Here is a 24,271-nt window from a genome sequence, read left to right on the forward strand (position 1 = left end):
GCGCGGCATTATAGCGGCGGGCTGCCCGCCTCGTCCGGGGCCAGGCCGGACAGGGCCTCCAGCAACTGGTCCACGTGCTCTTCCTCGTGCGCGGCCGACAGCGTGATGCGCAGCCGCGCCTTGCCGGCGGGCACGGTGGGCGGGCGGATCGCGCCGACCAGGAAACCCACGGCCTCCAGCGCCCCGGCGGCGGCCATGGCGGTAGTGGCCTCGCCCAGCAGCAGCGGCTGGATGGCGGTGTCCGAGGGCATCAATGGCAGGCCCAGCTGCTGCGCACCGTCGCGGAAGCGGCGGATCAGCGCGGCCAGTTTTTCGCGACGCCAGCTTTCCGCGCGCGCGATGCGCACCGCGGCCAGCGCGGCGGCAGCGACGGCCGGTGGCATCGCGGTGGTGTAGACGTAGGTCCGGGCCGATTGCAGCAGGCCTTCGACCAGGTTGGCGGAACCGGCGACGAAGGCGCCATGGCAACCGAGCGCCTTGCCCAGCGTGGCCATCAGCACCGGCACGTCGCGCTGGCCGAGATCGAGCATGCTCAGGGTGCCCGCGCCGTTGTCGCCGAGCACGCCCAGGCCGTGCGCGTCGTCGACCATCAGCGTGGCGTCCTCCTGCTCGCACAGCCGCGCCAGTTCGCGCAGCGGAGCGAGGTCGCCGTCCATGCTGAAGATGCCGTCAGTGGCGAGCAGCGCGCCGGCTTCGGCGCGGCTGGCGAGCTGGCGCGCGGCCCCGTCGACATCGTTGTGCGGATAGCGCTTCAGTTGCGCACCCGCGAGCGCGGCGCCATCGAGCAGGCAGGCGTGATTGAGCTTGTCCTGCACGCACATGTCGCCCGCGCGCAGCAGCGCCTGCATCACACCCAGGTTGGCCAGGTAGCCGGTGGAGAACAGCGCCGCGCGTTCGCGGCCGGTCCAGTCGGCCAGCGCTTCTTCCAGCGCGGCGTGTTCGGCGCGGTGGCCGCAGATCAGGTGTGCGGCCGTGCTGCCCACGCCTTCGTCGTCCGCCGTGCGCTTGAACGCGGCGATCACCAGCGGATGCTGGGCCAGGCCCAGATAGTCGTTGCCGCAGAAGCCGAGCAGGCGGCGCCCGCCGCTTTCCAGCCACGGGCCTTCGGCATGCTCGATGGTGCGCAGCCGGCGCAGCAGGCTGGATTGCGCACGCTCGTGCGTCGACTGCGCCAGTCGTGCGAGCAGGGAGGGGCGGGGCATGGCGATGCCGCCTGCGGGCGGTCAGGCCGCCGCGCTGCAACCGCAACCGGTGCCGCAACTGCCGGCCATCGCTGTGTCTTCGAGGATGTCGGCATGCACCGTGCCGGCTTCCTCCACCACTTGCAGCGGATGCAGGTCCAGCCGCTGGAACAGGCGGCGGTCATGCTCCACGTCCGGGTTGCCGGTGGTGAGCAGCTTCTCGCCGTAGAAGATCGAATTGGCACCGGCGAAGAAGCACAGCGCCTGCACCGCGTCGTCCATGTCCTGGCGGCCGGCGGACAGGCGCACCATCGAGGTCGGCAGCAGGATGCGCGCCACCGCGATGGTGCGCACGAACTCGAACGGATCCAGCGCCTCGGTGCCTTCCAGCGGCGTGCCGGCGACCTGCACCAGCTGGTTGATCGGCACCGACTGCGGATGCTCGGGCAGGTTGGCCAGCGTCTGCAGCAGGCCGGCGCGCTGCGCGCGCGTCTCGCCCATGCCGACGATGCCGCCGCAGCAGGTCTTCAAGCCCGCCGAGCGGACGTGTTCGAGCGTGTCCAGGCGGTCCTGGTATTCGCGGGTGTGGATGATCTCGCCGTAGAACTCCGGCGCGGTGTCCAGGTTGTGGTTGTAGTAATCCAGGCCCGCCTGCTTGAGCGTCGCCGCCTGGCCGCCATCGAGCATGCCCAGCGTGGCGCAGGTCTCCAGGCCCAGCGCCTTCACCGCCGAGACGATCTCGGCCACCTTGGCCACATCGCGGTCCTTCGGGCTGCGCCAGGCCGCGCCCATGCAGAAGCGGCTGGCGCCGGCGTCCTTGGCGGCCTGCGCACGCGCGACCACCGCGTCCACGCTCATCAGCTTCTGCGCCTTCACACCGGTGTCGTAGCGCGCCGCCTGCGGGCAGTAGGCGCAGTCTTCCGGGCAACCGCCGGTCTTGATCGACAGCAGGGTGGACACCTGCACGGCGTTCGGGTCGTGGTGCTCGCGATGCACGCCATGGGCGCGGTGCAGCAGCTCGTTGAACGGCAGCGCGAACAGCGCGGCGACCTCGTCGCGGGACCAGTCGTGGCGGAGAGCTTGAGTCATGGGGATGGCTTAAGACGGGGAAGGGCGACAGTCTGGCAGCGCGGCGGCGTCTGTCAACCATGATGGCGCCAATGAAGTTGACGATGCGGGAACGTATGGACGTAGGTTGGGGTGAGCCGCAGGCGAACCCCAACAGACCTTGCACGTCATTGCATCGTTGGGGTTACGGGCTGCCTCAGCAGCCCGCCCTTCGGGCCATCCGCTACGCGGATGTTCGCTACGGCATCCTGCCTTCGCAGTCGCCTGCGGTTCACCCCAACCTACGCCGGTACGTCGGCCCTACGCTACGATCCTCGGCATCAGCCCACCCAGGAGCCCACGCATGACTACCGGACAAGGCAGTGCGGGCAACGTCCTCGCCGCCATCTGCAGCTTCTTCATCCCCGGCCTCGGCCAGCTGGTGCAGGGGCGCCTGCTGATCGCCATCGTGATGTTCGTGCTGGCCGCCGTGCTGTGGATCGTGTGGCTGGGGTGGATCATCCACCTGTGGTCGATCCTGGATGCGGCGATGTTCAAGCCCAGGAGCTGAGATCAGGTGCAGAAAGCGCCGCTCCGTCGCAACGCGTACGGAGCGGCTCGGTGTGGCGATTACTCCAGGTCCATCAACGCGCCGCTGTCCAGCTGCGCGTCCTCGACGTAGCCATGGCCCGCGCTACCTCTGAGGCCATAGTCATGGCCGTCCAGTGCGGCGGTTCCGACGATGGTCTGGCCGGAACGGTCCAAGGTCAGGCTGAAGCGGCCGCGCGTGGTGGCTTGGTCAGTGTTTTCGATACTGCCGGCGATCCGGCGAAAGCCGTCTTGCATGGCCAGGTCGGAAGTGACGACCAGTCGAACGCGATCGTCCGGGACCAGCGTGGCGTAGAAGCTGTCGCCGGACTTCACTGCAATGAGCGTGGCGAAATCGTAACTGAGGGGAAAGCCCGCATGAGCAGCTTGCATGGAGGCGGCCGATGCCGATATGGCCTCGTGGGTGCCTGCATGCGTGGCGGTATTCACGGCGACGGCGAGAGCGAACACGGCGCCGGCAAAAGCTGAAAAGTGGCGGATATGCATATTCTTCTCTGCTCTATCGGAAACTGGCTGCTTGCCCGGAGAATTCGTTCATCGCGCGGACGCCGTCAATCTGACCGGGAATGCCCAGCGGTATGCCTGTGCCATGGTCGTAGCGGTCAGGAGTGGAGTAGTACGGAATGGAGTTGCCGCCCATGATCGTGCCGAAATACGAATAGCCCTGGTTGTACGAACGGCTTCCGCCACCGTGATTAAGGCCCATGTTGTGACCTAGCTCGTGGCGCATGACGGCCGTGCCGCAATTCATGGATCCGGCCGCCACCATGTTGTAGGGGCTGCTTCGTACCCAGGCCAATCCGCAGCCATCTTCGGTGCCGACGTAGTAGATGCCGTCTGCACGCAGCTCATTGCGCCACGCCTGGGCGACAGAATCGCTTCTTAGTTCGTTTTCGGCATCTCCCAGGCTGGTCCAGTGCTTGGGGGAGGCGAACTTTCGAACGGCCTTGGTCCTGAAGCGGAAATTCGCGCCGGAGTTCTCGAGCGCCTCGTTTGTCAGCGCAAAACTCTCAAGCAGATGCGCGCGCATGACGCTCTCCCCGAATTTCGCCGCCGCCTTGTCGCTGTATAGCAGCAGCAGATCGATCGTGGTCGTTTCGCGCGTCCATCGGCGCGAGGCATTTACCACGAAGGCGACGGTCTCGCCCTGGCTCATGCGGTATTGAAGGCCGTCGCTGACTACATCGAAGCTGTACAAAGCATTTGTACGAACCACCACGCGCGAACCCGGCAGCTGGCCGTCGGGCAGTCGCAGGGACGGCACCCAGTTGGCATCGGCGAAGTCAACAAAGGTGCGCGGCGTAACGAGGCCGGGAAGCCAGCCGTTGCGAAGATCTCTGGCTTGGTACCTGGTATCCGGCGAACTCAAGATGATCCAGCGCTGCTTCTCCTTGACGTACATGAACTCGTACGCCTGCCCGCGCTTGAGCTGCATGGATTCGGTAGGGGCGTTGCCGGTGTTCTCGATCACTGAGTCATAGGTAGCCCTCGACGACAGATAGATCTGGTCGCGGTCGCCTGCCTGCGCAGGTAGGCGAATGCTGCCTGACCAGCTGCCGTCGTACAGCATCATGGATGTCCGTGCTGTGGCCGGCACGGGAATATCGCGCCGCGCACTTACATGGCGCGTCGTTGCGTCCATCAGTATCCATTTCCCGAAATGGCTCAGATACTTGAAGACGTAATAGTCACCCGTGGCAAGCTGCATGCTGGAGGCATACATCAAGCGGCCGGGGTTGATGGCTGCGGTCCACGCCGCACTGGAGCGAATGACGGCCAGATCGCCGTCGCCAGCGCTGCTCGGCAAGTTCACCTGCGGCAGCCAGTTGCCGTTCCCAAGGCTGTACACAGTAATGCGCTTAGCTTTGCCTGACATATCGGCGCTCGTGTCGTTGGGCGACAGATAGGCCACGGTATCGCCCGAAACCGACCAGGCCTTGGCGCTGGACGAATAAGTCAGGAGGTAGCGATCGCCTGAACGGATGTCGAGCTTCTTGATGGGCAAGGCCGCGCGGAAGTTGTCCAGGCTGCTCGGGTAGGCGGCTGAGCTGCTGATTTCCACCTGGTCACCGTTGCGCGGAGAGGTTGGAAGCAGGATGGCGCCGGTCCAGTTCCTGTTAGCCAGGGCGAAGGTGATCCGGCTGTATCCGGAAGGCAGCTGGCCGCTGCCTAGCTGATTAGGGCTTAGTGATGCAGTTTGCGCGGATGTTGCGAATGCCATGCTCACGCTGGCCATGGTTATGGCGGGCAGCAGCCAGCGCTTCGCGCGCCGATGGAGGAATATCACCTGGGTCTCCCCTCGATTCGTATGATGTGTGCCGATCCGCGGCGATATCGAGTAGGCCCCCGAACCGGACATGCTTCGGACATCCGAAGCGCGGCGAGCCTACCCAGGCGAACGAGAGTGGAAGAACTGGATATTTCTCATTAAGCGAGCTCGTGCGCTGACGCGCTGGGAGAAGTCCGAAAGAAGGCGCTACCGACGCCCTCGGCACCGCACGACGGCGAAAACTTCTGGTTCGCCTAGCCCCATACATGGGATGGCATATGTCTCCGATGTTCTTGTTGAAGCCACTGTGCATGAACAGCGCACCGGACCGTCCGGGAAAGTTGCCGAATGCGTTGATCCGGCTGCTTCGCATTGACCTGAAACCCTTGCGCCGCCTGCTGCTGCCATGGCGCTGTCTGCTCTGTAGCGCGCCGGGAATGGAAGGGATGGACTTATGCGCACCATGCGCCAAGGACATGCCACGCAATCGCTCCTGCTGCGCACGTTGCGCCCTGCCACTGCCGATGGCGGCGGCGATGTGCGGGCAATGCCTGCGCCGCGCGCCGCCATGGGACGCCGCCTGGGCACCGTTTCGCTACGGCTGGCCGCTGGATCGGCTGGAGACGCGCTTCAAGTTCGGCGATGACCTGGCGGCCGGGCGCGTGCTGGCGGCGTTGTGGCGGGGCGAGCCGGCGCCGGTCGAGGTTCCCGCGCTGATCGTGCCGGTGCCCTTGCACCGCGGGCGCTTGCGCGAGCGTGGCTACAATCAGGCCTTGGAGCTGGCCAGGCCGCTCGCCGCCGCGATGCATATTCCCTTGGGTCGCGACGTCCTGGTCCGCACACGCGACACATCGGCGCAGACCGAACTGGACCGCATCGCGCGCCGCCGCAATGTGCGTGGTGCATTCCGGCTGCGCACAGGCAGCGCCCTGCCGGATCACGTCGTCGTGCTGGATGACGTCATGACCACCGGCGCCACGTTGGCGGAGTGCACCCGCCTGCTCAAGCGCGCGGGCGTGCGGCGGGTAGATGTGTGGGCGCTGGCGCGGGCGCCGTCGCACTGATACCGCTTGCGCGGCGATTCCCGCCGCTGGAAAAGCATCAGGAGATAGACATGCTGCACTCGCAGGTGCTCGCCACGGTTCGTTCCCACGATGGCGGCTGGACCGCCGAGGTGCCCGAGAGCTGGGCCCAGGGCCGCACCATTTTCGGCGGCCTGCAGGCCGCGCTTGCCGTGCGCGCCATGCGCGACCTGGTGCCGCAGACGGTGCCTTTGCGCGTGTTGCAGGCCAGCTTTATCGCGCCGATCGCACCCGGGCCGGTGCGCATCGAGGCCAGCGTGTTGCGGCGGGGCAAATCGGTGACCCAGGTCGAAGCGCGCATCCTCGACCAGCAACAGACCGCCTGCCTGGTCTTCGCCGTATTCGGCGAGGCGCGCCCATCGGTGCTCGACATCAGGCCGCCAAGGCACGGCCTGCCGCCGGCGGAAGCCGCGACGCCGTTCGTCTATGTCGAAGGCGTCGCACCGGCGTTTACGCAAAACGTCGCCATGCGCTGGCTGGGCGGCGTGAATATCTTCCGAGGCGCGAAGGAGCCGCGCACCGGCATCTACGTCGGCTTCCGCGACGACCCCTATGCCGGCCCCGGCGCGCTGGGCGAAGCGCAGATCATCGGCTACGCCGACATCGTCCCGACACCCGGGCTTTCCATGCTGAAGCAGCCGACCATGGCCAGCTCGCTGACCTGGACCCTGGAACTGCTGACGGATGACTTCGGTCCGGCGCGCGAAGGGCTGTGGTTGATGGATACCGAAGTCACTGCGGGGCGCCACGGTTATCTCAACCAGAGCGCCACCTTGTGGAGCCCGGAAGGGGAGGCGGTGGCGTTGAGTCGGCAGAGCGTGGTGGTGTTTGCGTAAGCCTGCTCAGCGCGTGGGGTTGAGATAGATCGGGTTACCCACCAGCAGCGCCCTGCCGGCCGCGTCGTCCACTTCGACGCGCAACCAGTGCGGCTTGCCGTCGCTGGTCCAGCTGAAGCTGCGGTGCAGATCGTCGGTATCGATCCGTGCATCGACCGCCGGCGCCAGAGGCTTGCCGTCGAGCAGCACGACCAGGTTGGCGCCCTGCGCATGTCCGACGTGTACGTCGAACGAAGCGGAAGCCTTCGCAGGCACGCGCAACGCGTCGCCCATGACCGCCTTCGTTCCGTTCGCCTCGCCGCTCAGCTCCAACAGCCGGTCGCGGCTGCCTTCCGTATCGATGAACACATGCCCCGCGCGGATGCCGTCCAGGATCGCCGGCATCGACAGTTCCTGCGCGTAGACCACCGTGGCGGGCACGCCGGTCGGATTGGTGCCGATGCGCGCTTCGTTCTGGAACGCTTCGTGGTTGTCGCTGCCGCCGATGGCGGTAAGGCGATAGCCCTTGGCCAGCTGCGATTCCCAGAATGGCAGGCCGGAGATGGGCGTGCCGGCGTCGCTGCCGTTCACGGCTTCCACCGCCTGGACCAGGCTCATGTCCGCCGGTGGCCTCGCGGTCCAGCCGCAACCCATGCACACCTCGCCGCTGGGGCGGATCGCGTGGTTGATGGAGATCAGGCCATGCAGCGGGGCGATCGCCTTCAACAGCGCATTCCAATCCGGCACTTCCTTGCTGCCCACCCGGAAATCCACCAGCGCCGTGGTGCCGAACAGGTTGGCGTGGCCGGTAAAGGTGGTGATTTCGCGGCCGGGAATCAGCAGCAGCCTGTCGAAGTAGGGTTGCAGTTCGCGCATCGCATTGGCGTGCGACACGGTGTTGTGATCGGTGATGGCGATGAAGTCGAGGCCGCGCTGCGCCGCCGCCTGCACGGTGAAGAATAACGGGCAGGGCACGCGTTCGCCGGTCTGACTCTTGCAGCCGCCGTCGCTGTGCGCGGTGTGCATGTGCAGGTCGCCGCGGTACCAGCCGGCCTCCTTGCGCAGCGGCGGGTTGAGCACCGCCGGCTTCCAGGCGGGATCGTCGGCATGGCCGAACCAGATGTTGGCGGTGTAACTGCTGTGGCTCTCCTGGCGGATATTCGGAATGCCAAGCAGCAGTTGCCAACGGCCGGGGCGGATCGCGCCGGGCAGATAGGAAGGCGTGGCATCGGTGGCCGATACGGTGAACCGCTTCTTGGTGCCGCCGCTCCAGCCGCGGAAACCGTCCTGGCCGCGGAAGCCGTCGGGACCGAGCAGGCCCAGGTCGACCGTGGTCTTTTCCTCGCGGCCGCTGTATTCGAACTGCACGGTGATGCGGGTGACGCCGGCCGGCACGTCGAACGGCAGCGTGCGGTAGGTCTGGTTGTCCTTGCCGGTCAGTTCGCCGTGCAGCACGACGTCGGGCTTTTCGGCATCCGCCGCGTGCACGGCAACGGAAGGCAACGCGCTGGCGAGCAGCAGGGCAAGGGAACGGAGCAGGTGGATCGTCATGGTGCGGCGGGGCCTTGCGCAGGATGGCAACGGCGGAAGGGCCGGGCAAACGCCCGGCCCCATGCTCTCAGAAGCGGTACATGATCGCCGCACGATACGCGCGGCCAAGGATCGGACGGGCGATGAACGTATTGGCTCCCGCATCCGCACTCGCCAACTCGCCCGCGCGCGGATTGCCCTCGGTCAGGCCCAGCGAGTTGGTGATGTTGTCCGCGTAGAAGAACAGCGAGCACATCTGGGAGATGTCATAACGCGCGCTGGCGCTCCACACGTCGTACGAAGGCAGCTTCACCGAGTTGGCGGTATCCACGTAACGCTGGCCCTCGTACTCGTAGGCCAGTTGCAGGCGCAGCTTGCCGCCGAGCAGGTTCACGCCCGGCACCACGCGGTAGCTCTGCTTGGGCACGCGGATCAGCTGGTTGCCCTCGTAGTCGCGCAGCACCGGCGCGCCGGACACCAGCTCGGTATAGCGCAGGCCCTGGTACTGCGGGTCCTGCAGGGTGGCGGTCACCTGCACGTCGAACCAGTCCACCGGGTACCAGGTGCCTTCCAGCTCCAGGCCCTTGGTCTTGGTGTCGGCATAACCCTGCTGGGTGGTGGAGGTATTGCCGTTGGGATTGAACACGTAGTTGCTGAAGCCGACGTTGTTGTACTTGGTGTAGAACGCGGTGGCGTACAGGTCGAGCTGGCGGTCGGTGTACTTGTAGCCGACCTCGCCCAGCTTCATGGTCTGCGTCACCGGCACCGCGGTCGGGTTGGTGATGTAGGTGCTCAAGTTGGGCAGGCGGAAAGTCGGCGTCCAGCGCGCGAACACGCCCGAGCGCGGCGAGAACTGCCAGTTGGCGCCCAGCGTCCAGCCGAGTTTGTTGAAAGTGTGGTCCCACGGCACGTACTGGCCGGTGCCGGTGATGATCTGCGAAGTGGCCGGCGTACCCAGGTTCACCGTCTGCTTGGTCTCGGTCTTGCCGCGCGTGTTGACCTGCTCCCAGCGCACGCCGCCGTCGATGCGCAGCTCGTCGTTGACCTGCCATTCGTCGGAAAGATAGAACGCATTGGTGGTCGAGGTGCCGCTGGCGTTCTCCCACTCGTAGCCGTAGCGCGAGATGCCGTGGTCGGTCAGCGTGGCGATCGGCTGGCCGGCGGCGTTCACCGCCACCAGGTCGAGCAGGCGCGCGTTATTGGTGGCGTCAAGCAGGGCCACCGAGGAGTAGCGGCTGAAATCCTGATCGAAGCGGGCGTAGTAGTAGCCGAAGGTGACGTCATGCGTCTGGCCGCCCAGGTCGAACTTGCGCAGCAGGCGCGTATCGTTGATGAACTCCTTCACCGGCATGGTCACGCCGCGCAGGCCGCCCAGCACCACCAGGCCGTTGCCGTTCTGGTTGGCGTTGTTGAACACCTGGTCCGGGTTATCCACATAGCGCAGCTGCAGGCCGGCGGCGCCGGCAGGCTTCTGGCCCGCCACCGAGGCGAGATACTTGCTGGCGCTCATCAGCGAGTTGGGGAACACGCCGTTGCGCTGGGTATGCGTGTCGTCGTAGCGCATCGACTCGGCCAGCTTCCAGCCGCCGCCAAGTTCATAATCGAACTTCAGCGTGAGCTGGTCGCGCTTGACGTGCGTGCCTTCGCTGTTGTCGAAGTCGTACAGCCCGCCGTTGCCCATCTTCATCAGCACATGCTCGGTCTGCGGGCCGGCCAGCGTGCCGTAGTTGCCGTCGAAGCCGGGCACGGCGCGGATGTCGCCGCTGGCCGTGGTGCGCATCGGGATGCCCAGGTACAGCGCCACCTTGTCGTCCAGGTGCTTGACGTCGGCGCTGAAGCTGCCGCCTTCGAAATCGCGCGCCAGGTTCAGGCGGATCTGGCCGCCGTCGTTGGCATTGAACTTCGGATCGCGGATGCCGCTGTCGGTGCGGTAGAAGCCGCCGGCGCTCAGCTTCCAGCCGTTGCCGACCGGCGTGCCGACCCAGAAGTCGCCGCGGGTCAGGCCGTAGTCGCCGACGGTGAACTTGAGCAGGCCCTCGGCCTTGTCGCCCACCTTGCGCGGGATGAAGTTGATCGCACCGGCCGGCGCGTTCGAATAGAACACCGAGGACGGGCCGCCGCGCACCACTTCGATGCGTTCGATGGTCTCGTCCAGGCGGAACGCCTGGTCGGCATTGAGATAGCCCAGCGCCGGATCGTGCTGCACCGGCACGCCGTCCTCGAGCAGGTTGACCGAGCCGAAGCCGTCGACCGGAATACCGCGCGCACGGATATTGCCGCTCGCTTCGCCGCCGGAAGCCTCCACCCAGAAGCCCGGCACGGACTTCATCGCTTCCGTCACCGAGGTCGGCGCCTGCATACGCAGGCGGTCTTCGTCGATGGTGGTGATGGAGTAGCTGGTCTCGGCCTTGGTGCGCGTCTCCACGCCCGAGCGGGCGGTGACCACGATGCCATCGAGATTCTTGGCGCGGTCGGCGGCCGGCTTGCCGGTGTCGCTGGTGGAGGTGGTGCTGTCCTGGGCGAAGGCCTGCGGCGCAGCGGCGCAAAACAGGCCGCCCAGCAGGGCCAGGCCGATGGCATGGCTGATCGAAGAGATACGCAACGTCGTGACTCCGGGGAAGAGGGGATGACGGAGCGCTGTGCGCGGACAGCCGGACACGGCACCGCGCGCGGATTCTGTTGGAATCGCGATGAGTGTCGTGTGGAGGCTTCCCTGGCCCGGACACAGGCTCTGACCCTGCGCAAGGTAGGTCGATGCTGTGACAGCGAGGCTCAGGGGGAATGACGGGTAGCCGACAGCTTGGGTTTAGACGTCCAAAACTGTCATGAAAACGTTGTGTAACGAGCCATGCAGGAGCGGCATGCCGCTCCTGCGGCAATGCACCCGGGTCAATGGGCGGAGCAATGCTCGCGTGGTGTAGCGGCTGCGGAAGCGGCGGCCCTTCGGCGTCGCAGCAGCAGGAACGACGCGGCGGCCAACGCCAGCGTCAACGCCGCCAGCGCGGCCAGCAAGTTGCCGAACGCAGCGTTGTAGCCATGCAGCAGCGCGTCGCGGCCGATCGCCGGAGCGACGCCGGCCGCGTGCGCCATGCTGCCGGTAGCGAGACTCGCCGCCGCAGCGGTGGCCTGCTCGCGCGGTGCCTGTGCCAGTTGCGTTTCGATCAGACCGGTCAATGCCGTGCCCACCGCGGCCATCGCGATCGCCTCGCCCGCCACGCGCGTGGTGGTGAAGAAACCGGTGGCCATGCCGGCGCGTTCTTTCGGCACCACGCTGACCGCGAGGTCGTCCATCAGGCCCCAGGGCAGGCCGGAACCGGTGCCGATCAGCAGCAGCGGCCACAGCAGCGCATCCCAATCTGCTCCAGGGACGGCCGCCGTACGCAGCCAGAGCAATCCGGCGGCAGCGAGGCCCAGGCCGAGCGCCGACAGCAGTCCCGCCGACAACCAGCGCGTCAGCAGCGCGCCGACGAACGGCACCACCAGCATCGGCACCGACAGCGGGATCATCAGCAAACCCGCCGTCAACTCGCTGCGTCCTTCCACGCCGACGAAACGCAGCGGCAGGAAGATCAGCAGCACCACGTAGCACAGCGCGGTGGCCAGCGGCAGCGCCTGCGCGCCGAGGAAGCGCGGGTTGCGGAACAGCGACAGGTCCAGCATCGGCCGCCGCACGCGACGCTCGACGTAGACGAACAAGGCCAGCATGGCGGCCGCCGCTCCGACCAGCAGCAGGGGCAGGTGCCCGTTCGCATGGCGTGGCGCCTCGATGATGCCGAAGGTGAGCAGCACCAGCGCGGCGGTGAAGCTCAGGCTGCCTGGAAGGTCCAGGCCCTGCGCGTGGGGATCGCGCGTCTCGCGCATGCGCGGCACGCCGACCAGCAGCACCAGCGTGCCGATCGCCGCGGTGGACAGAAACACCGCGCGCCAACCCAGCCAGTCGATCAGCCAGGCCGAAAGCAACGGGCCGAACGCCAGCCCCAGGCCGAAGGTGGTGCCGAGCAGGCTGTAGGCGCGCGTGCGCGCATGGCCTTCGAACTCCTGCGCCAGCGATGCGGCGCCGGCGGACATGGTGAGCGCCGCGGCGATGCCTTGCGCGGCGCGGCCGAGATCCAGCCACCACAGGTTGCGCGCCAGTGCGAGCAGCACCGACAGGACCGTGAACAGGCCGATGCCGAGCGTAAAGATGCGCTTGCGTCCGTACTGATCGGCCAGTGCACCCGCCGCCATCACGCTGCCGCCGAAGGCGAGGATGAAGGCGTTCACCGCCCACGACAGCAGGCGCGGATCGCTGCCCAGCGCCTGGCCGATTGCCGGCAAGGCGATGGCCGGGCCGGTGAAGCTCAGCGGCATGCCCAGGCCGGCAAGGCACACCGCCGCAAGGACGAGCAAGCGATCGCGCAGCGTATGCGGCTTGGCGGAAGTGGCGCCGTCAGGCATTGGCGCCACCGTCGATGGTGAATGCCGCGCCGTTGGCAAAGCGACCTTCCTCGCTGGCCAGCCAGGCCACCATGCCGGCGATGTTGGATGCATCGCCGTAGCGCTTGATCGCCATGCGCCCGCGCTGCTCTTCGGCGTGCGCGCCATCGGCCGGGTTCATGTCGGTGTCGGTCGAGCCGGGCTGCACCACGTTCACGGTGATGCCGCGCGGACCGAGGTCGCGCGCCAGGCCGCGGGTGAAGGCCGACAGCGCCGACTTGCTCATCGAGTACAGCGTCATGCCCGCCGACGGCACGCGGTCGGCGAGGCAGCTGCCGATGCTGACGATGCGACCGCCGTCGCCCATATGCCGCACCGCGGCCTGCGAGGCGACGAACACGGCGCGCACGTTGACCGCCATGGTGCGCTCGAAATCTTCCAGCGTGGTGTCCTCGAACGCGCCGCCGAGGAAGATGCCGGCATTGTTGACCAGGATGTCCAGCCGGCCGGACTCCGCGGCGACGCGGTCGACCGCCGCCTGCAGCGCCGCCGTGTCGGCGGCATCCGCCTGGTAGGCACGCGCCTTGCCGCCGGCCGCTTCGATCTCCTGCACCAGGGCCTGCGCCTTGTCCGGGGAGCTGACGTAGGTGAACGCCACGGTCGCCCCATCCCGTGCCAGCCGACGCACGATCGCCGCGCCGATCCCGCGCGAACCGCCGGTCACCAGTGCCACCTTGCCGTCGAGACTGCTCATGGTCGTGCTGCCTTTTATGTAGTGGTCGATACATAAATGGAAGCAGGCCTTGACTGCGGCTGTCAAGGACTTTATGTATTGCTCATTACAGAAAGGTGCGCCGATGACCACCGTGGCCAAAGAGCGGGGACGCCCGCGAAAATTCGATCGGGACCAGGTCCTGCGCCAGGCGATGGAGGTGTTTCTCGATCGCGGCTATGACGGTGCGTCCATCGGCGACCTCACGACAGCCATGGGTATCAATGCGCCGAGCCTGTATGCGGCCTTCGGCTGCAAGGAGGCGCTGTTCCGCGAAGCGCTGGACCTGTACGTGAACGCGGCCGGCCCCCGCACCCGCGACGAACTGCACAAACGCGACGTCACCGCGCGCGGCGCCGTCGAAGCCATGCTGCGCGAAGCCGCACGCCGCTTCGGCAATGGCCGCGGCTGCCTGGTGGTGCTCGGAGCGACGCATCGCACTGCCGACAACGAGGCGGTCTTCCACGACCTGGCCGAACGCAGGAACGAAACGCAGGCATTGATCCGCCGCCGCCTGAAGCAGGGTGTCAGCGAGGGGGACGTGCCGGCGGCGACGGACATCGCCACGGTAGCCGCGTTCTACGCCACCGTACTCAATGGCCTCTCGCTGCAGGCCCGCGACGGCGCATCGCGCAAGCAGCTGATGGGCGTGGTGGATTGCGCGATGAAGGCGTGGGATGGCCTGGTCGGGCCGGTAACCCGACCGGCGTAGGTTGGGGTGAGCCGCAGGCGAACCCCAACAATGCGAAGCGTTCGGATGTTGCCACGTTGGGGTTCGCCTGCGGCTCACCCCAACCTACGCCGGTGCTACGGGACTACTTCACCGCCAGCGCCAGCACGATCCCTATCCACAACAACATCCCCAGCCACTTGTTGTTGTGGAACGCCCAGAAACACGCCGCCCGCTCGCGCGTGCGAATCCGCCACAACTGCCAACCGAACAGACCGGCGGCGCCAACCAGGCTCACCCAATACGGCCAACCCAGCATCGCCCGCTGGCCGACAAACAGCATCGCCAGCAGGAAAGTGGCACTCAGTATCCCCAGGATCGGCAGATCGGCATCACCGAACAGAATTGCCGTCGACCTGGCGCCGGCTTTCAGGTCGTCATCGCGATCCACCATCGCATACTGCGTGTCATACACCACCGACCACAGGATATTGGCGATGAACACCAGCCACCCCAGCGGCGGCACGGTATTGCTCACCGCCGCGAACGCCATCGGGATCGACCAGCCGAATGCTGCCCCCAGCACCACCTGCGGCATATAGGTATAGCGCTTGGTGAACGGATACAGCGCCGCCAGCGCGGCGCCGGCAAACGACAGCTTGATGGTCAGCGCATTGGTGAACAGCACCAGCACGAAGGAGAACGCCAATAGCGCGCCGAACACGATCAGCGCCTCGCGCGGCGTCACCCGGCCGGCGGCGATCGGGCGGCCAGCGGTGCGTTCCACCTGCGGGTCCAGCTTGCGGTCGGCGTAGTCGTTGATGGCGCAGCCGGCCGCGCGCATGGCGAACACGCCCAGGGTGAAGATCACCAGCGCCTTCACCGGCGGAAAATCGCCGGCCGCCAGCCACAGCGCCCACCAGGTCGGCCACAGCAGCAGCAGGGCGCCGATCGGGCGATCCATGCGGGTCAGCACCAGGTAGTCGCGGGCCTTTTCCCGGTAGCGCGGCGGCAGGCGTTGCAGCAGCACGTCCAGCACGCGGGTCGCGCGGGTGGAGCTGTCGGCCGGGCGGGCCGGGGTGGCGGCGGCGGGGCGCGGACGCGCCGAGCCGGAGGAGGGAACGCGCCGCTGGCGCTTGCGGGAAGTCGGAGCCATGCGGCGAAGTTTAGCGTGGCCGCTCGGTCGGGTTGGCGTGACGGATGCCGTGAAACACGGTTGTCATCGACTTGGCCCACCCGCGCGCATACTCTCAGGCGTCGCCCGAGGAGCCGCCATGCCCAAGGCCATCAGCCATATCGCATTGATCGTGCACGACCCGGACCAGACCGCACGCCTGCTTTCCGCGGTCTTCCCCGACGCCCGCATCCTGGTCAGCGAGCCCGACGACAGCCACCACCAGGAAGCCCACGTCGAGTTGGCCGGCGTCCGCTTCGTGCTGGTGAAGGGCATGGGGCCGGCCACCCGCCACGGCGACCACATCGCCCTGGCGGTCGACGCCGCGGAGCTGCGCGCCTGCGCCGAGCGGCTGGGCGTGCTGAAGATCGAGTACCAGGTGGCGCGCGGCGACAGCGCGCTGTACTTCAGCGACTACGACAACCACGTGTTCGAGCTGGATGCCACGTAGGTTGGGGTAAGCCGCAGGCGAACCCCAACGGTGCGGTGCGTTTGGATGTTGCGATGTTGGGGTTCGCCTGCGGCTCACCCCAACCTGCGCCACGGTCGCGTCAGAACTTGAAGTCCAGCCGCGCGTAGTAATACCCGCCGTTCACGCCGAACGGCAGCGTCTCCCAGCCGTAGACGAAGCCCAGCTGCGGGAACGGTGCGCCGCGTACCGGATCCCACTTGTCCGGATAGGTGTCGAACACGTTGTCCGCGCCTACCGTCAACTTCAGGTTGCGCGAGAAGCGGTAGCCCAGCGCCAGGTCGGCCAGCCACTTGCCGCCCCAGGTCTGCACGACGCCGGGAGTGAAGCCCTGGCCGCTGACCGGGCCGAAGTAATTGCCGCGCAGCGTGAAGTCCCATGGGCCGGTGTGATAGACGCCCTGCAGAATATGGTGCACGCGTGGCTGGCCCTGCTCGATCAGGGTCACCTGGGTATCGTCGAACAGCTTGTCCGGCGGCAGGATCGCGGACTGCGACTTGCGCTTGGTGACCTCGGTCTTGTTGTAGTTGAGCAGGGCGGTGAGGTCGAGCGTGGAGTTGTCGTCGAAACGGAAGCCCTTCTCCGCCACCACGTCGATGCCCTTGGTGCGCGTGTCGATCGCATTGGTGAAGAACAGCACCTGGCCCACGCCGAACGGCGCCAGGATGCCGCGGATCGGGCAGTTGGCATTGTTCGCCGCGCAGGGGTTGCCGTCGGTGCCCACGCTCTCCGGCACGATATTGCTGGAGAAGATGATGCGGTTCTTGATATCGATGCGGAATACGTCGACGGTCAGCGTGAAGTCGTTGCCGGGCTTGTACACGATGCCCGCCGTGCCGCTGTGCGAGGTCTCCTGCTTCAGCGGCTGGATGCCGAAGGCGCGCGTGACGGCGCTGTTCTGCCGCGCGGTCAGCGTGTCGGTCAGCGTGCCGCTGGGATCGAGGTTGGTCGAGCGCTGGCTGTAGAACAACTGTTGCACGCCGGGCGCGCGGAAGCCGGTGGCGAGCGTGCCGCGCACGGCGAAGCTGTCGTTGGCGTCGAAGCGCAGCGAGACCTTGCCGGTGGTGGTGCCGCCGAAGTCGGAGTAGTGCTCGTGCCGCACGGCCGCGCCGAGCAGCAGGCGCTGCGTCACCTGCGATTCGGCGTCGACATAGAAGGCGATGTTGTGCCGCCCCAGGTTCACCGCCTCCGTCGGCGAGAAGCCGGGAAAGCCCTGCATGCCCGGCTGCGCGATATCGCCGGTCTGGCCGTAGATCGGAATGCCGCGATTGTCGGTGCGGCCATAGGTGTAGGAGACCGGGTCGCCCGGCAGGATCTGGTAGCTGTCGCGCCGCCACTCGAAGCCCAGCGCCAGGTTCAGCGCATCGTTGCCCACGCCCCAGTCGATCGGGCCGCGCACATCGGCATTGAAGGTGGTCTCGTTGAGCCGCAGCGTGCCGGTATTGGCCGAGGTCGGCGAAGCGCCGTAGATGCCGGCGGCCGGGTTGGCCGGATCGCGCGGCTCGTACCACCAGCTCACGTTCGCCGAGTTGCGTTCGTCGAAGCCGAACTGGCTGCGGCCATGGATCAGCGAGATGTCGTAGTCCCACTTGTCGCCCAGCGGACCGCGATAGCCCACGGCGAGCGAAGCATCCTTCACGTTGGTGGCGATATTCGGCAGGAAGCCGTTCGGATACAGCGAAGGAATGGTGCGGTTGTCGCCGGCCGGCCGGAAGAAACCGTACGAGTCGCCCTTGCGTTGCGAGATGCCGCCGAACCAGTACAGTTCGCCGCGCGCGATCGGCAGGCCGCCATTGAGCCAGAAGTAGGCGTCCTTGGTGTCGGCGTCGCCGAGCTTCTGCGTGACGCGCGGGGGACTTACGCGCAGCGAATCGGGGCCGGCGCGATTGGTCGGGTCGCGGTGGCGGTATTCGGCGGTGAGATTGAGATAGCCGTCCTGGCCCAGGCGCAGGCCCGTATTGATGCCGCCCTGGCGGGTAAAGCCGTCGCCCTTGTAAGTCTGCCCTGCCGTAACCGAGCCGGTGGTCTCGCCGACCTGCTTCTTCAGCACGATATTGATCACGCCGGAAATCGCATCCGAGCCGTACTGCGCCGCGGCGCCGTCGCGCAGCACTTCGATGCGTTCGATCGCGGAGATCGGAATGGCATTGATGTCGGTGCCGGCCGAACCGCGGCCGATGGTCTGCTGCACATTGACCAGCGCCTGCTGGTGGCGGCGCTTGCCGTTGACCAGCACCAGCACCTGGTCGGGACCGAGGCCGCGCAGCGTCGCAGGACGGATGGTATCGGTGCCGTCGCTGACGAAGGTGCGCGAGAAGTTGAAGCTCGGCTCCAGCATCTGCAGGGCCTGGCCTACCTCGACGACGCCGGCGTTCTCCAGTTGCTCGCGGCCGATCACATCGACCGGCGCCGGCGTTTCCGCCGCGGTGCGGTCCTTGGCGCGCGAGCCTACGACTTGCACGCCTTCGAGCGTCTTGGCTTTCTGCTGATCGGCCGATGCGCTGTCCTGCGCATTGGCGGCCAGCGCCATCGACAATCCAAAAATGGCCGTGCCGCAATGGCGCGCACTGACCCAGACGCGTCCTTGCGGACGCGACACATAACGACGTGACATCGATTTCTCCCGTTGCAGTCGTGCGAGACGACGACTCGGCAGCACGCACGAACCTGCGACTGCCGCCTCCCGGGTCGAACGTGCGCCGTGAAAAAAATCATGTCAAGCGCAGACACGCGAAAAGCGCGAACGACATCATCAAATGTGTAGACGATGAAGCGTATGCGATACATCGCTTCACACAGTCACCACGTATTGCGTTGGCGCTTACGTATTTCGTGCACGCCTTGTGATCGCGTTGCGCAAGCTTCGCGTAGGTTGGGGTGAGCGCAGCGAACCCCAACAGATCTCGCACCACGAGCGCCACGTTGGGGTTCGCCTTTGGCTCACCCCAACCTACGCGGTACGCGATGCATCAAGGGCGATAGGCGATGCCGATCAGGTAGTAGCGACCCACGACGTCATCGAACATCGGGTTGTACGCGATACCCGGCGAGCCGTAGTAGATCGGCTGGTGATCGAGCGCGTTGTGCACGTTGAGGGTCAGCGACCAGTGCGCAATGCCGTTGAAGGCGGCGTGCAGGTCGAGCAGTGCGAACGCCGGAGTCTCGCATTTGTTCAGGGCCTGCATGTCATCCGGACAGCCCAGCGGACTGCCGGCATACGGCTCGTAGCGATAGTGGCCGGTGACGCGCAGGTTGGCGCCGACGCTCCACGCGCGATAGGTCCAGTCCAGGCTGGCCAGCGCGCTGACGCGCGGCTGCGAGGCATAGCCGGCATAGCGCATGACCGGATCGCCGGCGATCATCTGCCGGTTCAGACGGTCCAGGTAATCGACGCCCAGATGGAAGTCGTAGCGGCCCAGGTGAGCCGTCCGGTGCTGATAGCGCACGTCCAGGTCGATGGTGCGCGCATCGGTATGGCCCAGGTTGACCAGCTGCTGGTTGAGCGCATACAGCACGCCGCGGCGCGTGCGCTGGAACAGCTGCGGGTAGCTTTCCGGATGCAGCAGGGCATAGCTCAGCGGCAGCTGCACGATCTCGTGGTCGCGCCGGATGCGATAGAAATCCAGCGCCACGCCGAAGGCGCTGGTCGGGGCCCACACCACGCCCAGGGTGTAGCTGCGCGAGGTTTCCGGACGCAACTGCGGATTGCTCACCGAGTTGGCCTGCAGCTGGCAGAACGAGGTGTCCACGGTCGCCGGCGTGGCATTGACGCAAGGCAGCGCGGTATTGGACACCTGGGTGATGAAGCGGGTCGCCGCAAGCGTCGGCGGCCGGCTCAGCTGCAGCAGGGTCGGCGCGCGGTAGCCCTTGGCCCAGGTGCCGCGCAGGCTGAGGTCGTCGCGCACGTCCCACTTCAGGCCCAGCTTGGGCGAGACGGCGGCGCCGTAGGGCTGCGAGCGATCCAGCCGCCATGCCAGGTTGGCTTGCAGGCGCGAGGTGAGCGGCGCGTTGAACTCGGTATAGGCGGCGAGGCTGCGGCGGTTCTCGCTGCGCTCATAGGGCGCGTCGTACTGCTCGATCAGATTCTGCAGCAGCAGCGGATCGGGGCGGTCGTCGAGGCGGTCGCGCCAGGTTTCCGCTCCGATCGCCATCGACAGCGGACCATGCGGCAACTGCGCCAGCGGCCCGGACAACTGCACGCTGAGGCTGGTCTTGGAGGCGCTGGCATGGCGCATCAGCACCGGCGAGATCGCCTGCAGCACCTCGTCGTCGTTGGGCGCATCCAGGCGGAAGCTGCCCGAGCGCAGCGCCTTGCCGAAGTTGTCCACGCGCAGCAGCCCGCGCAGTTCGTCGACGCTGCGGTTGCGCTGGTCGTTGGCGTGCGCGTCCCAATCCCATTCGCCCCAGCGGCCCTTGGCGCCGAGCGTGACGAAACGGTTGGTCGATACGGCGAGGTCGCGCACCGGGCCGAGGTCGTCGAAGCTGTGGTCGTAGATCGCCTCGTCTTCGCCGCTGCGATTATCCGGATGGCTCGCCGGCAGCATGAAGCTGTCGCGGAACGGCGCCATCTGCTGGCGCTGGTCGAGCTTGGTCCAGCGCAGGTCGGCATAGACCTGCAGCGCATCGAAGCGCCGGTCCAGGTGCGCGAACAGGGAGCGGCTGAGCAAGCCGGTCTGCAGGCTGGTGAGCTGCGCATCGTCGTCGATGCACACGCCGCTGGCATTGCGCTGTCGCGCCGAGCAGCCGCCGGCGAGGTAGCGCAGGTTGGCGCCATCCAGCACGAAGGCGTCGACGCTGGATGCGCCGTCGCCGGTATAGGCGCCGCCGCGTTGCCGGCTCCAGTCGCGTGCGCCGCCGAGCAGCGGCTGGCGTTCCAGGTAGTCCACGCTGAGCAGCGCATTGAGCTGGTGGCCGAGCGTGCCGCCGAAGCTGGCGGTGACGCGGCGCTGGCGCGCATCGCCGCGGTCGGAGGCGCCGTAGCTGCTGGCCAGGCCCAGTCCCGGTGCGTCCTTGCGCATGATCACGTTGATCACGCCGGCCATCGCGTCGGAGCCGTAGATGGCCGACGCGCCGTCGCGCAGGATTTCCACGCGCTCGACCAGGGCCAGCGGAATGCTGTTGAGATCGTTGACCGTGTTGAAGTTGTTCTGGCTCAGGCCATAGCCGGCCATGCGCTGGCCGTCGACCAGGAACAGCGTGGCGGACGAGCCCAGGCCGCGCAGGTCCACCGAGGCGGCGCCGGTGGCGGTGGCCAGTCCGTTGTTCTGATACAGCTCGCCTTCGGTCATGGCCACCGGCGCATTGCTGACCCGGATGCCCGGTTGCGCGCGCAGCAGGTCGAACAGGGTCTGGTAGCCGCTGCGCTCGATCTGCTCGCGGTCGATCACGGTCAGCGGCGAGGCGGTTTCCACGTCGGTGCGGCGGATATGCGTGCCGGTGACTTCCACCGGCGCCAGCCGCAGTGCCGGCGTCGGCCGTTCGATCGGCGGCAGTTCGTCTTTCTGCACGGCGGTGGGCGGCATGCTCTTCAGCACATAGGTATGCGCATCGACTGCCACCGCGCGCAGGCCGCTGCCGATCAACAGATGCTGCAGCGCCAGGTCGGCGGAGAAGTGCCCGCTGAGCTTGGCGTTGCGCCGTCCGGCGGCGATCTCCGGCGCATACAGCAGCTGGGTTCCGCTCTGCGCGGCGAAGGCGCGCAGGCCATCGTCCAGCAGGCCGGCGGCGATGCGGTAGTCGCGTTCTTCCGCGGCCAGGCACGCGCGGACCGGCAACAGCAGCAGCAACAGGGCCGCGGCCAACGCCGGAAACACGCTGCCTGCGCGCATACGGGCTAGATGCGCCGGGGCTGCTGCAGCACGGGATGCGGCGGGCGACTCAGTGGCGCGCGCCCCCGGCGTTGCTGGCTTGGCCGGGATAGAGGGTCAGCTCGTGGTTCCCCGTCGCCACGGCATGCAGGCCCCAGCCGGCATCCAGCGCCTTGACCAGGGCCTGCTGGTCGCCGGCGTGGAAACTGCCGCTGACGCGCAGGTCGGCCAGGCGCTGGTCGCCGAGCAGCAGCTTGATGTCGGAATAGCGGTTCATCTCCGCCAGCAGCGAATCCAGCCGGCGCTGGCGGAACACCAGTTCGCCCTGGCGCCAGGCCAGTGCGGCCTGGGTGTCCAGCGGAGCGATCACGCCGCTGTCGCCGTCCGCGGCGATGCGGATCTGCTGCGCGGGCAACAGCGCCTGCGTCTGCGTGTTTCCGTCCTCGCCGTGGGTGACCACCACCGCGCCATCGAGCAGGCCCACCACCACGGCGTCGCGTTCCTTGCTGACCTGGAACACCGTGCCGGTATCGCGGATCACGCTGCCGCCGGCATGCACCTCGAACGGCGCGGCAGCGTGCGCCACCGAGAACTCGGCGCGCCCGCGCTCGAGCATGACCAGGCGACGCGTGCCGTCGTAGCGCGTGGTCACCGTCGAGTCGGCGTCGAGGATCATCACGGTGCCGTCCTCCAGCGTCAGCCGGCGCGGCAGCTCGGTCGCGCTCGCGTAGCTGTGCAGCGAGGCGGGTGCCTGGGCCGGCGTTTCGCGCAGCAGGCGGAAGACGCCCGCTGCCAACAGCAGCGAAGCGGCCGCGGCGATCGGCAGTCCTCGCGTCAGCAGGCGGCGCCGGTCGCGCCGTGCCGCGCTGTGCCGGCGTGCGGCCAGGCCGGCCGCGCGCAGCAGCGGATCGCCGGCGAGCAGGGCGACCTTCGCATGCAGCTGTTCGACCTGGGCGTAGGCCTGCGCATGCGCCGGGTGCTGCGCGCGCCAGCGTTCGAAGGCCGCGCGTTCCCCGGGGCCGCAGTCCGGCGCCTGCAGGCGCGCCAGCCAGGCCTCGGCACTGGTGGGGAGCGGGCGGGACGAGATGGCGTCTTCGGCGTTCATCGTGCCTCTCCCTGGTCGCACAGTTTCTTGCGCAGCAGCGCGAGAGCCCGGCTGATGTTCTTCTCCACGGCCTTGACCGAGATGCCGCAGTGTCTGGCTATTTCCGGGTAACTCATGCCTTCGATACGGTTGAGCAGATAGATCTCGCGGCAGCGCGCGGGAAGTCCGAGCAGGGCCTGCTGCAGGCGCGCGAGCTCCTGCTGGTTGGCGATGCGCTGGTCGTGGTCCTGGTCATTGGAAACCAGGCCGTGCGCGTGCTCGTCCAGGCTGATGTGGTCGTGCTGGTAATGCGACTGCGCGCGGCGGGCGCGGTCGTTGAGTGCGTTGATGGCGATGCGGTAGAGCAGCGAACTCCAGGATTCGGGCGCGTGCTCGCGGTAGCGGATCAGGCGGACCAGGCTTTCCTGGGCGATGTCCTGCGCATCTTCCTCGGAAGACACCCGGCGTCGCAGGAAAGCCAACAGGGCATGGCGCTGGTCGCGCACGAAACTTTCGAAACGCGGTGCATTGCCCGCATAGCTCCCCGGCTGTTCGCCGTCGGCCGAACTTCCACCCATACCCTGATTCCGTACGCGGAAACCCCTTAGGGCCAGAGTATCGCAATTGTTCAAGGCTACCTCGCGCTGAGACGGCGACGGCTGGAGGTAATCCCTCCCTCGTGCCCAAGCACGAGGGAGGGGGGTAGCCCCTGTTTCCAGGGTTGGACTCGTCTCAGGGGAGGGACGAGGCCACGCAATCCGCGGTCCGTGCGGCTTGCGCTCTCTTCCGGGAGCACCGGAAGAGAACCGGCGCCGGACCGCCCGGGCAGGGGGCGGACACGGCAAAAGCTCGCCGGGGCGGGGCGGCAGGCCGCCTTTCCCGGGTATCTGAAGGGATAAACGCAGGGAGGGGTGTACCCCCCTACCTCTGGGGCTACTCAGTTCCCAGGGATGAACCCTTCTCCCTCCGGCGACCCGAAGGTAGTCCCCGTGGGAGAGCACGCGGGGAGCGCACATGGATGTGCGCGGCTCTGAGGAGCGAGGAAGGTGCCGGCAGGTGGATGAGGGTTCGGCCGGAGCGATGCACGTCACTCTTGCGCTCCGCCCGTACCCTCACCCCAACCCCTCTCCCGAGGGGAGAGGGGCTTCAGGGCGAGGCTTCGCGCAGGAGCAGGCGGTAGGCGGGGTTGCCGCTTTCGTCGCGGCAGGGGTAGCCCAGCTGGGCCAGGAACTGCTCGAACATCGCGCGCTCGCCGGCCGGCACCTGGATGCCGACCAGGATGCGGCCGTAGTCCGCGCCATGGTTGCGGTAATGGAACAGGCTGATGTTCCAGTCCGGGTGCATAT

18 protein-coding genes and 1 pseudogene are annotated in these 24,271 nt (G+C 67.2%); 5 read left to right on the plus strand and 14 right to left on the minus strand.

Annotated features, from left to right (window positions below; all coding sequences use genetic code 11):
- Positions 1 to 8: 8 nt before the first annotated feature.
- On the minus strand, positions 9 to 1,202 hold the full coding sequence (gene bioF / locus BM172_RS19640; protein ID WP_026633345.1) for an 8-amino-7-oxononanoate synthase: 1,194 nt from the start codon (positions 1,200 to 1,202) through the stop codon (positions 9 to 11).
- A gap of 21 nt (positions 1,203 to 1,223) precedes the next feature.
- Positions 1,224 to 2,270: a biotin synthase BioB gene (gene bioB, locus BM172_RS19645; protein ID WP_081804988.1), complete on the minus strand. Its 1,047-nt coding sequence runs from the start codon at positions 2,268 to 2,270 to the stop codon at positions 1,224 to 1,226.
- Between the two features lie 322 nt (positions 2,271 to 2,592).
- Between bioB and BM172_RS19650 the strand changes: the two genes are divergently transcribed.
- Entirely contained in the window at positions 2,593 to 2,799 is a 207-nt protein-coding gene (locus BM172_RS19650) for a hypothetical protein (protein ID WP_026633347.1), read from the plus strand.
- Positions 2,800 to 2,858: 59 nt separating this feature from the next.
- On the opposite strand, the gene BM172_RS19655 is transcribed toward BM172_RS19650, so the two are convergent.
- Together BM172_RS19655 and BM172_RS19660 are read right to left on the minus strand one after the other, a co-directional pair.
- The gene (locus BM172_RS19655; protein WP_026633348.1) at positions 2,859 to 3,323 is read right to left on the minus strand and encodes a hypothetical protein; all 465 of its coding nucleotides are present in this window, start codon (positions 3,321 to 3,323) and stop codon (positions 2,859 to 2,861) included.
- Positions 3,324 to 3,336: 13 nt separating this feature from the next.
- Positions 3,337 to 5,124 carry a M12 family metallo-peptidase gene (locus tag BM172_RS19660; protein WP_177218845.1) on the minus strand — a complete coding sequence of 596 codons (1,788 nt, stop codon included), beginning with the start codon at positions 5,122 to 5,124 and terminating at the stop codon, positions 3,337 to 3,339.
- 260 nt (positions 5,125 to 5,384) lie between these two features.
- Here BM172_RS19660 and BM172_RS19665 point away from each other — a divergent pair, with 260 nt between their 5' ends.
- Together BM172_RS19665 and BM172_RS19670 are read left to right on the plus strand one after the other, a co-directional pair.
- Positions 5,385 to 6,170, plus strand: coding sequence for a ComF family protein (locus BM172_RS19665; RefSeq protein ID WP_245778730.1), 786 nt, complete (start codon positions 5,385 to 5,387; stop codon positions 6,168 to 6,170).
- A gap of 50 nt (positions 6,171 to 6,220) precedes the next feature.
- Positions 6,221 to 7,024, plus strand: a complete 804-nt coding sequence (locus BM172_RS19670; RefSeq protein ID WP_026633351.1) for a thioesterase family protein — start codon at positions 6,221 to 6,223, stop codon at positions 7,022 to 7,024.
- A gap of 6 nt (positions 7,025 to 7,030) precedes the next feature.
- Here the strand turns inward: BM172_RS19670 and BM172_RS19675 are convergent, their stop codons facing one another.
- From BM172_RS19675 to BM172_RS19690, 4 genes are all read right to left on the minus strand, one after another.
- The gene (locus BM172_RS19675) at positions 7,031 to 8,554 is read right to left on the minus strand and encodes a CehA/McbA family metallohydrolase (RefSeq protein WP_035322241.1); all 1,524 of its coding nucleotides are present in this window, start codon (positions 8,552 to 8,554) and stop codon (positions 7,031 to 7,033) included.
- Positions 8,555 to 8,621: 67 nt separating this feature from the next.
- Positions 8,622 to 11,135, minus strand: coding sequence for a TonB-dependent receptor (locus BM172_RS19680; RefSeq protein ID WP_231504100.1), 2,514 nt, complete (start codon positions 11,133 to 11,135; stop codon positions 8,622 to 8,624).
- A gap of 287 nt (positions 11,136 to 11,422) precedes the next feature.
- Positions 11,423 to 12,970 (minus strand): MFS transporter, encoded by a 1,548-nt coding sequence (locus BM172_RS19685; RefSeq protein WP_026633354.1) that lies wholly within the window; start codon positions 12,968 to 12,970, stop codon positions 11,423 to 11,425.
- On the minus strand, positions 12,963 to 13,703 hold the full coding sequence (locus BM172_RS19690; protein WP_026633355.1) for a 3-oxoacyl-ACP reductase family protein: 741 nt from the start codon (positions 13,701 to 13,703) through the stop codon (positions 12,963 to 12,965). The genes BM172_RS19685 and BM172_RS19690 overlap by 8 nt, the downstream gene beginning before the upstream one ends.
- 103 nt (positions 13,704 to 13,806) lie before the next feature.
- Between BM172_RS19690 and BM172_RS19695 the strand changes: the two genes are divergently transcribed.
- Positions 13,807 to 14,433, plus strand: a complete 627-nt coding sequence (locus tag BM172_RS19695) for a TetR/AcrR family transcriptional regulator (protein ID WP_026633356.1) — start codon at positions 13,807 to 13,809, stop codon at positions 14,431 to 14,433.
- Between the two features lie 103 nt (positions 14,434 to 14,536).
- Here the strand turns inward: BM172_RS19695 and ubiA are convergent, their stop codons facing one another.
- Positions 14,537 to 15,547, minus strand: coding sequence for a 4-hydroxybenzoate octaprenyltransferase (gene ubiA, locus BM172_RS19700; protein ID WP_081804989.1), 1,011 nt, complete (start codon positions 15,545 to 15,547; stop codon positions 14,537 to 14,539).
- A 118-nt stretch (positions 15,548 to 15,665) separates the two neighbouring features.
- On the opposite strand from ubiA, the gene BM172_RS19705 reads away from it, so the two are divergent.
- Positions 15,666 to 16,016 (plus strand): VOC family protein, encoded by a 351-nt coding sequence (locus BM172_RS19705; protein WP_026633358.1) that lies wholly within the window; start codon positions 15,666 to 15,668, stop codon positions 16,014 to 16,016.
- A 100-nt stretch (positions 16,017 to 16,116) separates the two neighbouring features.
- On the opposite strand, the gene BM172_RS19710 is transcribed toward BM172_RS19705, so the two are convergent.
- The 5 genes and pseudogenes from BM172_RS19710 to BM172_RS19730 all read right to left on the minus strand — a co-directional run.
- Positions 16,117 to 18,648 (minus strand): TonB-dependent receptor plug domain-containing protein, encoded by a 2,532-nt coding sequence (locus BM172_RS19710; RefSeq protein ID WP_026633359.1) that lies wholly within the window; start codon positions 18,646 to 18,648, stop codon positions 16,117 to 16,119.
- Between the two features lie 355 nt (positions 18,649 to 19,003).
- Positions 19,004 to 21,862 (minus strand): TonB-dependent receptor, encoded by a 2,859-nt coding sequence (locus BM172_RS19715; RefSeq protein WP_026633360.1) that lies wholly within the window; start codon positions 21,860 to 21,862, stop codon positions 19,004 to 19,006.
- Between the two features lie 49 nt (positions 21,863 to 21,911).
- Positions 21,912 to 22,946 carry a FecR family protein gene (locus BM172_RS19720; protein ID WP_051548298.1) on the minus strand — a complete coding sequence of 345 codons (1,035 nt, stop codon included), beginning with the start codon at positions 22,944 to 22,946 and terminating at the stop codon, positions 21,912 to 21,914.
- The gene (locus tag BM172_RS19725) at positions 22,943 to 23,503 is read right to left on the minus strand and encodes an RNA polymerase sigma factor (RefSeq protein WP_081804990.1); all 561 of its coding nucleotides are present in this window, start codon (positions 23,501 to 23,503) and stop codon (positions 22,943 to 22,945) included. The genes BM172_RS19720 and BM172_RS19725 overlap by 4 nt, the downstream gene beginning before the upstream one ends.
- A 568-nt stretch (positions 23,504 to 24,071) precedes the next feature.
- Positions 24,072 to 24,271: pseudogene (locus BM172_RS19730) on the minus strand (threonine ammonia-lyase, biosynthetic); the annotation flags it as partial.

Source organism: Dyella marensis (assembly GCF_900112865.1).
GTDB lineage: Bacteria > Pseudomonadota > Gammaproteobacteria > Xanthomonadales > Rhodanobacteraceae > Dyella_D > Dyella_D marensis_A.

Excerpts from the sequence above, each read along its gene's own strand:
- bioF (WP_026633345.1), bottom strand. The coding sequence starts at position 1,202 with ATGCCCCGCCCCTCCCTGCTCGCACGACTGGCGCAGTCGACGCACGAG.
- bioB (WP_081804988.1), bottom strand. The coding sequence starts at position 2,270 with ATGACTCAAGCTCTCCGCCACGACTGGTCCCGCGACGAGGTCGCCGCG.
- BM172_RS19650 (WP_026633347.1), top strand. The coding sequence starts at position 2,593 with ATGACTACCGGACAAGGCAGTGCGGGCAACGTCCTCGCCGCCATCTGC.
- BM172_RS19655 (WP_026633348.1), bottom strand. The coding sequence starts at position 3,323 with ATGCATATCCGCCACTTTTCAGCTTTTGCCGGCGCCGTGTTCGCTCTC.
- BM172_RS19665 (WP_245778730.1), top strand. The coding sequence starts at position 5,385 with ATGTCTCCGATGTTCTTGTTGAAGCCACTGTGCATGAACAGCGCACCG.
- BM172_RS19670 (WP_026633351.1), top strand. The coding sequence starts at position 6,221 with ATGCTGCACTCGCAGGTGCTCGCCACGGTTCGTTCCCACGATGGCGGC.
- BM172_RS19675 (WP_035322241.1), bottom strand. The coding sequence starts at position 8,554 with ATGACGATCCACCTGCTCCGTTCCCTTGCCCTGCTGCTCGCCAGCGCG.
- BM172_RS19685 (WP_026633354.1), bottom strand. The coding sequence starts at position 12,970 with ATGCCTGACGGCGCCACTTCCGCCAAGCCGCATACGCTGCGCGATCGC.
- BM172_RS19690 (WP_026633355.1), bottom strand. The coding sequence starts at position 13,703 with ATGAGCAGTCTCGACGGCAAGGTGGCACTGGTGACCGGCGGTTCGCGC.
- BM172_RS19695 (WP_026633356.1), top strand. The coding sequence starts at position 13,807 with ATGACCACCGTGGCCAAAGAGCGGGGACGCCCGCGAAAATTCGATCGG.
- ubiA (WP_081804989.1), bottom strand. The coding sequence starts at position 15,547 with ATGGCTCCGACTTCCCGCAAGCGCCAGCGGCGCGTTCCCTCCTCCGGC.
- BM172_RS19705 (WP_026633358.1), top strand. The coding sequence starts at position 15,666 with ATGCCCAAGGCCATCAGCCATATCGCATTGATCGTGCACGACCCGGAC.
- BM172_RS19710 (WP_026633359.1), bottom strand. The coding sequence starts at position 18,648 with ATGTCACGTCGTTATGTGTCGCGTCCGCAAGGACGCGTCTGGGTCAGT.
- BM172_RS19715 (WP_026633360.1), bottom strand. The coding sequence starts at position 21,862 with ATGCGCGCAGGCAGCGTGTTTCCGGCGTTGGCCGCGGCCCTGTTGCTG.
- BM172_RS19720 (WP_051548298.1), bottom strand. The coding sequence starts at position 22,946 with ATGAACGCCGAAGACGCCATCTCGTCCCGCCCGCTCCCCACCAGTGCC.
- BM172_RS19725 (WP_081804990.1), bottom strand. The coding sequence starts at position 23,503 with ATGGGTGGAAGTTCGGCCGACGGCGAACAGCCGGGGAGCTATGCGGGC.